General features: G+C 67.6%; 8 protein-coding genes. 6 read left to right on the plus strand and 2 right to left on the minus strand.

Annotation, left to right across the window (positions count from 1 at the left end; all coding sequences use genetic code 11):
• Positions 1-52: 52 nt before the first annotated feature.
• Complete coding sequence (locus AC5E6L_RS12780) at positions 53-1,192, minus strand: pyridoxal phosphate-dependent aminotransferase (protein ID WP_491230053.1); 1,140 nt, start codon at positions 1,190-1,192, stop codon at positions 53-55.
• 341 nt (positions 1,193-1,533) lie between these two features.
• Between AC5E6L_RS12780 and AC5E6L_RS12785 the strand changes: the two genes are divergently transcribed.
• The 6 genes from AC5E6L_RS12785 (at position 1,534) to aat (ending at position 6,834) form a co-directional block, all read left to right on the plus strand.
• Positions 1,534-2,925 (plus strand): M48 family metalloprotease, encoded by a 1,392-nt coding sequence (locus AC5E6L_RS12785; protein ID WP_491773761.1) that lies wholly within the window; start codon positions 1,534-1,536, stop codon positions 2,923-2,925.
• A 34-nt stretch (positions 2,926-2,959) separates the two neighbouring features.
• Positions 2,960-3,724 (plus strand): DsbA family protein, encoded by a 765-nt coding sequence (locus AC5E6L_RS12790; RefSeq protein WP_491230051.1) that lies wholly within the window; start codon positions 2,960-2,962, stop codon positions 3,722-3,724.
• A 125-nt stretch (positions 3,725-3,849) separates the two neighbouring features.
• Positions 3,850-4,293, plus strand: coding sequence for a type II 3-dehydroquinate dehydratase (gene aroQ / locus AC5E6L_RS12795; RefSeq protein ID WP_491230050.1), 444 nt, complete (start codon positions 3,850-3,852; stop codon positions 4,291-4,293).
• 47 nt (positions 4,294-4,340) lie between these two features.
• On the plus strand, positions 4,341-4,817 hold the full coding sequence (accB, locus tag AC5E6L_RS12800) for an acetyl-CoA carboxylase biotin carboxyl carrier protein (protein WP_491230049.1): 477 nt from the start codon (positions 4,341-4,343) through the stop codon (positions 4,815-4,817).
• Positions 4,818-4,831: 14 nt separating this feature from the next.
• The gene (gene accC / locus AC5E6L_RS12805; RefSeq protein WP_491773764.1) at positions 4,832-6,184 is read left to right on the plus strand and encodes an acetyl-CoA carboxylase biotin carboxylase subunit; all 1,353 of its coding nucleotides are present in this window, start codon (positions 4,832-4,834) and stop codon (positions 6,182-6,184) included.
• Positions 6,185-6,213: 29 nt separating this feature from the next.
• Positions 6,214-6,834: a leucyl/phenylalanyl-tRNA--protein transferase gene (aat, locus tag AC5E6L_RS12810; protein ID WP_491229771.1), complete on the plus strand. Its 621-nt coding sequence runs from the start codon at positions 6,214-6,216 to the stop codon at positions 6,832-6,834.
• A gap of 82 nt (positions 6,835-6,916) precedes the next feature.
• Here aat and AC5E6L_RS12815 read toward each other — a convergent pair.
• On the minus strand, positions 6,917-7,287 hold a 371-nt coding region (locus tag AC5E6L_RS12815), incomplete at its 5' end, for a DUF2155 domain-containing protein (RefSeq protein WP_491773767.1).

Consider the following 7,287-nt stretch of genomic DNA (forward strand, 5'->3'; position numbering starts at 1 on the left):
CCAGATCACAAAATCCCGGCGCTCAGACGATGCCAGCCAAAGACAAACCGCTCTAAAGCCAGGCTTCGATCCGGTCGAGTGCTTCGGCGATGACCGCGCGATCGCCGGCATAGGAAAAACGGACATGCCGCTCGCCTTCGGCCATGTCGAAGTCCGCGCCCGGCGTCGCCGCGACATGGATCTGCGACAGCATGCGCCTGGTGAACGCCATCGAATCGTTGGTGTGCCGGGAGACGTCGCACCAGGCGTAGAAGGCCCCGTCCGGCCGCGCGGCGAATTCGATGCCCATTTTCGGCAGCCGGTCCAGCAAGAGCGCGCGGTTGGCGCGATAGCCGGCCTTGATCACCTCGTAGTCGGCCGTGCAGCGGAAGGCGTGCGCCGCGGCGATCTGCGAGACGTCCGGCGCGCAGATGTAAAGGCTCTGCGCCAGACGCTCGACCGGGCGCACGAGCGGTTCGGGCAGCACCATCCAGCCGACACGCCAGCCGGTCATGCAGTAATATTTCGAGAACGAGTTGATCACGATCACATCGTCGCCGAATTCGAGCGCGGTGACATCGTCGCCCGTATAGCGCAGCCGGTGGTAGATCTCGTCGGAGATGAAGGCGATGCCCGCCTCGCGGCACGCGGCGACGATGGCCGCCAGCCCGTCGCGCTCGATCACCGCGCCGGTCGGATTGGCCGGGCTGGCCAGCAGCAGCATGGCGACCGGCCTGTCCCGATGGGCCGCCATCAGCGCGTCCGGATCGAAGGCGGCACCATCGGTCGGCAGTTCGACCGCCTCAAGCGACAGGGCCTTGAGGATGTTGCGATAGGCGGGATAGCCGGGCGAGGCGATCGCCACCCGCGCGCCGGGCTCGGACAGCGCCAGGAAGGCCAGCGAGAAGCCGGCCGACGATCCGGTGGTGACGGCGATGCGCTCAAGCGGCACGTCCAGGCCGTAATGATCGCGATAATGGCTTGCGATGGCCGCGCGCGTCTCGCGCCGGCCGAGCGTGTCGGTGTAGCCCAGGCGGCCGGCCATCACCGCGTCCGCTCCGGCCTTGCGGACCGGCGCGGGCGCCGCTGCGGCCGGCTGGCCGATCGCCAGCGACAGCACCGGCCTGCCCTCGCCGGCCAGCCGGTTGGCTTCGGCAAGGACGTCCATGGCGTGAAAGGGATAGACCCGGCCGCGCGCCGACAGCTTGATCATGGGTGCCTCCGTTCCGTATCGCGCACACTGAAAACCACGTGAAGCGCCTTGTTTTCGCTGTTATTGGTACGCAAAGCGCGGTACCGCCGCTAAAGGCCGTCCCCGAATTAGGAGCCCGTTTGGACGATGGCGATCTTTGTCCGCAAAAAGGAGAAAACCGCAAGGAAATGTGGTGCGTTTTCCAGGATTTTCGACGCTGTTGCGGACAAAAAGCGCTTCGCCCCAAGGGTTTGGCGAAAGCCAGTCCCGGACCACGGTCCGGGATCGTCCATTTCGCCGTCGCACAAACCCAAACGCGCTTCTAAGTCGGGGACAGCCTCTAGGCCACATTTGCCCGCGCCATGCAAACCAATTCCCGGAAGGTGACCCTCGCCTTGGTTCGCCGCATCCTGCAATGCCTCGTGGTCGTCGCCCTTGTGGCGAGCGCCGTCGCGCCCGCCGGCGCGCAGCGCTCAAGCGTGCCCATCGTGCGCGATGCGGAGATCGAGGCGCTGCTGGCCGACTATGCAAAGCCGATCCTGCGCGCCGCCGGTATCGAGCGCAGCCGCACCGACATCGTGCTGGTCAATCAGCGCTCGTTCAACGCGTTCGTCTCCGGCCGCAAGATCTTCATCAATGTCGGCGCGATCGTCGAGGCGCGGACGCCCAACGAGATCATCGGCGTGATCGCCCATGAGATCGGCCACCTTGCCGGCGGGCATCAGGACCGGCTGCGCCAGCAGATCGACCGCGCCCAGACGATCGCGGCGGTCACCGCCGTTCTGGGCGTCGGCGCGGCCGTCGCGGGCGGCATGGCGGGCAGCCGGGAAGCCGCTCGGGCCGGCGGCGGCATCGCAGCGGGCGGCCTGGAGGCCGCCCAGCGCGGCCTCATGGCCTATCGCCGTTCGGAGGAACTGGCCGCCGACCGCGCCGCCGTCGACTATCTCAACCGCACCGGCCAGTCGTCCAGGGGGCTGCTGACCACCTTCCGGCGGTTCCAGCGCGAGGTGAGCCTGATCGGCAACCGCATCAACCCCTACCGGCTCAGCCACCCCCTGCCTCGGGAGCGCCTGGCCGCGCTCGAAACGATCGCCAGGGAAAGCCCCTATTTCGACCGGACCGACAGCGCCGCGTTGCAACTGCGCCACGATCGCGCGCGGGCCAAGATCCTCGCCCATGTGTTCGGGCCGGGCGCCGTCGAGGACGCGTTCCGCGACGATCCGAACTCGCAGGCCGCGCGCTACGGCAAGGCGATGTCGACCTTCCTTTACGGCTCGCCACGCGCCGCGCTGCCGATGATCGACCGGCTCATCGCCGAAAGCCCGAACGATCCGTATTTCCACGAGACAAGGGGCGAAATCCTGCTGCGCGCACAGGATGCGCAGGGCGCGGTTGCAGCATTTTCGCGCGCCGTGCAACTGAGCGGGGGCAACGCGCCGACGATCCAGGTCGCGCTCGGCCATGCGCTGGTGCTCGCGGGCGGGAAGGCCAATCTGCGCCGGGCGACAGGCGAACTTGAGGTGGCGATCACCCTCGATCCGGCCAACCCGCGCGCCTACCAGCACCTGGCGATGGCCTATGGCCGGCTGGGCGCGGCGGGCGAAGCCGAGCTTGCGACGGCCGAGGCCAATTTCCATGCGGGCCGCTATGACGAGGCGCGCCGGTTCGCCGCCCGCGCCAAACGGCGCTTCGAGGCGGGCACGCCGCAATGGCTGCGCGCCGACGACATTGAACGCTTCCGCCTGCCGCGCTGACCGGCGCGCCGCACGCCAACCGGAGACAATCCCCATGCTTCGCTTCCTGACGACCGTCATCGCCGTGGCCCTTCTGGTCGGGCCGGTGTCGGCGGCGCCCGCCTCCGCTCAGAGCTTCGACGAGGCCCAGCGCGGCGAGATCGGCGAAATCGTCCGCGACTATCTGCTCGCCAACCCCGAACTGATGATCGAGGTGCAGGAAGCGCTGGAAGCGCGGCAGACCGCCGAGCAGGACGAGCGGCGCAGGCAGATCATCGCCTCGGCGGCCGACGACCTGTTCCGCCACCCGGCCGATCCGGTGCTCGGAAATCCGGCGGGCGACGTCACCATCGTCGAGTTCTTCGACTATAATTGCGGCTTCTGCCGACGGGCGATGGAAGACATGAGCGCTCTTATCGAGAGCGATCCCAACTTGCGCTTCGTGCTCAAGGAGTTTCCGATCCTGGGCGAGGATTCCAGCGGCGCGCACCGGGTCTCGCTCGCCTTCAACCGGCTCATGCCGCAGGCCTATGGCGCGTTTCACGAGCGGCTGATGGGCACGCCGGGCCGGGCCGACACCGCAACGGCGATGGAGATCGCGCTCGCGCTTGGCGCGGACGAACAGGCGTTGCGCACCGAAATGGACAATCCGGCGAGCACCCGCTCGGTCGAGACGAGCTATCTTCTGGCCGAGGCGCTCGGCATCTCCGGCACCCCTTCCTATGTGATCGGCGACGAGATGGTTGCGGGCGCGCTTGGCCAGGCGCTGCTGCGCGAGAAGATCGAACAGGCCCGCACCTGCGCCCGGACAGGCTGCTGAGCGGGCTTTCGCCGATGAATCATGTGGTTTTCGCACCCTGCCGGGCGCGCATGCCCGCAGCAGGGCTTGCCGCCGCATGCGGTGGCGACTAGTCAGGCATGACGTCAAACGGGACCGTCGGCGCCATGGGCAAACATGTTTTGATTCTGCACGGCCCGAACCTGAACCTGCTCGGCCGTCGCGAGCCGGATATCTATGGCGACCGGACGCTGGACGATGTCAACGCCGCATGCGAGCGGCTCGGCGCGGAGCTGGGCCTTGAGGTGATCCACCATCAGTCCAACCATGAGGGCGACCTGGTCGACCGGGTGCAGCGGGCGGGGCTTGAGGGCACGGCCGTCATCCTCAATCCGGGCGGCTACGGCCACACATCCATCGCGCTGCGCGACGCCATCGCCGGATCGGGCGCCGATGTCATCGAGGTTCACATCTCCAACATTCACGCCCGCGAAGGGTTTCGCCACCGATCGATGATCGCGCCGGTCTGCAAGGGCTCGATCTGCGGGCTGGGCGCGAGGGGCTACCTTGTCGCCCTGCGGGCCCTTGCCGAGGGCGGGGACCGGGCGTAACCAGACCAGGGCGCGCCCGCCGGCGCACCGGGGCAAAAGAGGACGGAATGGCCGACAACAAGAAAGCGTTCGACACCGGGCTGGTCAGCGATCTGGCGCGAATCCTGAACGAGACGGATCTGACCGAGATCGAGGTCGAGCAGGGCGAGATGCGCGTCCGCGTTAGCCGCGAGGTGACGCAGCATGTCCTTGGCCATGCCATGGCGGCGGCGCCGGCCGTCCCGGCACCGGTGCCCGCCGCGATCCAACCCGGCGTTCCCGACGAGCGGCCGGCGGCCGCCGCCGAGCGCGACAACACCGTCCCGGCGCCCATGGTCGGCACCGCCTATCTGGCGCCCGCCCCCGACGCCGAGCCCTTCGTCACCGTCGGCGCCAAGGTGACCGAGGGCGAGACGCTGCTGATCATCGAGGCGATGAAGGTGATGAACCAGATCGCCGCGCCCCGCGCCGGCACGGTCACCGAGATCCTGATCGAAGACGGCGAGCCGGTCGAGTTCGGCCAGCCGCTTCTGATCATCGCCTAGGCGTGGGCGAAGCCATGTTCAACAAGGTCCTGATCGCCAATCGCGGAGAGATCGCGCTGCGCATCCTGCGCGCGTGCAAGGAACTGGGCATCGCGACGGTGGCCGTCCATTCGACCGCCGACGACGAGGCGATGCATGTGCGGCTCGCCGACGAGAGCGTGTGCATCGGCCCGCCGCCCTCGCGCGACAGCTATCTGAACATTCACCAGATCGTCGCCGCCTGCGAGATCACGGGCGCGGACGCGGTCCATCCGGGCTACGGGTTCCTGTCGGAGAACGCCAAGTTCGCCGAGATCCTCGAAGCGCACAACATCACCTTCATCGGACCGACCGCCCATCACATCTCGATCATGGGCGACAAGATCGAGGCCAAGCGCACCGCCGCCAAGCTTGGCATTCCGGTCGTGCCGGGCTCGGATGGCGGCGTCAGCGACCCGGCCGAGGCGAAGCGGATCGCCGCCGAAATCGGCTATCCGGTGATCATAAAGGCGGCCGCCGGCGGCGGCGGGCGCGGCATGAAGGTGGCGCGCTCGGAGGCCGACCTCTCGGTCGCGCTCGACACCGCCCGCACCGAGGCGGGCGCCGCCTTCGGCAACGATGCGGTCTATATCGAGAAGTTCCTGGACAGGCCGCGCCATATCGAGGTGCAGATCGTCGGCGACGGCGACGGCAAGGGCATCCATCTGGGCGAGCGCGACTGCTCGCTGCAACGCCGCCACCAGAAGGTGTGGGAAGAGGCGACCTCGCCGGCGCTCAACGCCCGCGCGCGCGCGCGGATCGGAACGGTCTGCGCCGATGCGGTCGCCGCAATGGGCTATCGCGGCGCGGGCACGATCGAGTTCCTCTACGAGGACGGCGAATTCTATTTCATCGAGATGAACACCCGGCTCCAGGTCGAGCACCCGGTCACCGAGGCGATCACGGGCATCGATCTGGTGCACGAGCAGATGCGCGTGGCGTCCGGGGCCGGCCTGTCGGCCACCCAGGACCAGATCGCGTTCAACGGCCATGCGATCGAATGCCGGATCAACGCCGAGGATCCGCGCACCTTCATGCCATCGCCGGGCACGATCAGCCATTATCATACGCCGGGGGGCCTGGGCGTGCGCGTCGATTCGGGCGTCTATGCGGGCTATGCCATCCCACCCTATTATGACAGCCTGATCGGCAAGCTGATCGTGCACGGCCGCAACCGGGTCGAATGCATGATGCGGCTGCGGCGCGCGCTGGGCGAGTTCGTCATCGACGGCATTTCCTCGACGCTGCCGCTGTTCCAGGATCTGGTCGACAATCCCGATATCGCCAATGGCGACTATGACATACATTGGCTGGAGAAATATCTCGCCGCGCACACGCACGACCCCTGAGCGCGGCGGCGCGAACGCAGAGCGACATCATGGCCGGTCATGACGGCAAGGGCGGGGAAGGACGCATCACCGCGCAGGTGCTGCTCAAGGCCTATTCGGTCGGCCTTTTTCCGATGGCCGAGGACGCGGACGACCCCACGCTCTACTGGATCGAGCCGGACATGCGCGGCATCATCCCGCTCGACGGCTTCCACATGCCAAGGAGCCTTGCGAAGATCGTCCGCCAGGGGCGCTATCACATCACCTTCAATGCCGCCTTCGACGCCGTGATGCGGGCCTGCGCCGCACCGGCCCCCGGGCGCAGCAAGACGTGGATCAACGGCACCATCCTTGACCTTTACGCCGACCTGCACCGGCTGGGCCACGCCCACTCGGTCGAAGGGTGGGACGACGATCAGCTCGTCGGCGGCCTTTACGGCGTTTCGCTGGGGCGCGCCTTCTTCGGGGAAAGCATGTTCTCGCGCAGGACCGACGCCTCCAAGGTCTGCCTGGTCCATCTGGTCGGGCGGCTGCGGGAACGGGGCTTCATCCTGCTCGACACGCAGTTCACCACCGAGCACCTGAAGCGCTTCGGCGCGGTCGACGTGCCGCGCGCCGACTATGAGCAGATGCTCGCCGAGGCGCTGATCGGCGAGGCCGCGTTCGACTGAACGACAGCCCTCCCCTCGCCCTTTCGAGGCTCGCTGCGCTCACGCCCCGGTGTGAGAGGTGTCGGGTGCGCGGGCCTTCCAGTCAGCTCGGCGGCGGCACGTCCGATTCGACCTTGCAGCTCTTCAGCCAAACGTCATAGATGGCGTGCTCGATGGCGTTCAGGCCAGGGCTGTCGGCGAACATCCAGCCCGTGAAGATGCGCCTGATCTTGCGGTCGAGCGTGATTTCGTCGACCTCGACGAAGGTCGACGATCCGGGCGGCGTGTTCTGCTGGCGCGAAAAGCAGACGCGCGGCGTGATCTGCAGGGCGCCGAACTGGACCGTCTCGTCGATATAGACGTCGAAGGTGATGGTGCGCCCGGTGATCTTGTCGAGGCCGGAGAATTCGGCGATCGGGTCCGGCGTCTTCCGCGCCTCCTCCGGAGCCATGCCGTCGACGCTCTCGAGCTCGA

Source organism: Roseitalea sp. (assembly GCF_984466335.1).

Excerpts from the sequence above, each read along its gene's own strand:
- AC5E6L_RS12780 (WP_491230053.1), bottom strand. The coding sequence starts at position 1,192 with ATGATCAAGCTGTCGGCGCGCGGCCGGGTCTATCCCTTTCACGCCATG.
- AC5E6L_RS12785 (WP_491773761.1), top strand. The coding sequence starts at position 1,534 with ATGCAAACCAATTCCCGGAAGGTGACCCTCGCCTTGGTTCGCCGCATC.
- AC5E6L_RS12790 (WP_491230051.1), top strand. The coding sequence starts at position 2,960 with ATGCTTCGCTTCCTGACGACCGTCATCGCCGTGGCCCTTCTGGTCGGG.
- aroQ (WP_491230050.1), top strand. The coding sequence starts at position 3,850 with ATGGGCAAACATGTTTTGATTCTGCACGGCCCGAACCTGAACCTGCTC.
- accB (WP_491230049.1), top strand. The coding sequence starts at position 4,341 with ATGGCCGACAACAAGAAAGCGTTCGACACCGGGCTGGTCAGCGATCTG.
- accC (WP_491773764.1), top strand. The coding sequence starts at position 4,832 with ATGTTCAACAAGGTCCTGATCGCCAATCGCGGAGAGATCGCGCTGCGC.
- aat (WP_491229771.1), top strand. The coding sequence starts at position 6,214 with ATGGCCGGTCATGACGGCAAGGGCGGGGAAGGACGCATCACCGCGCAG.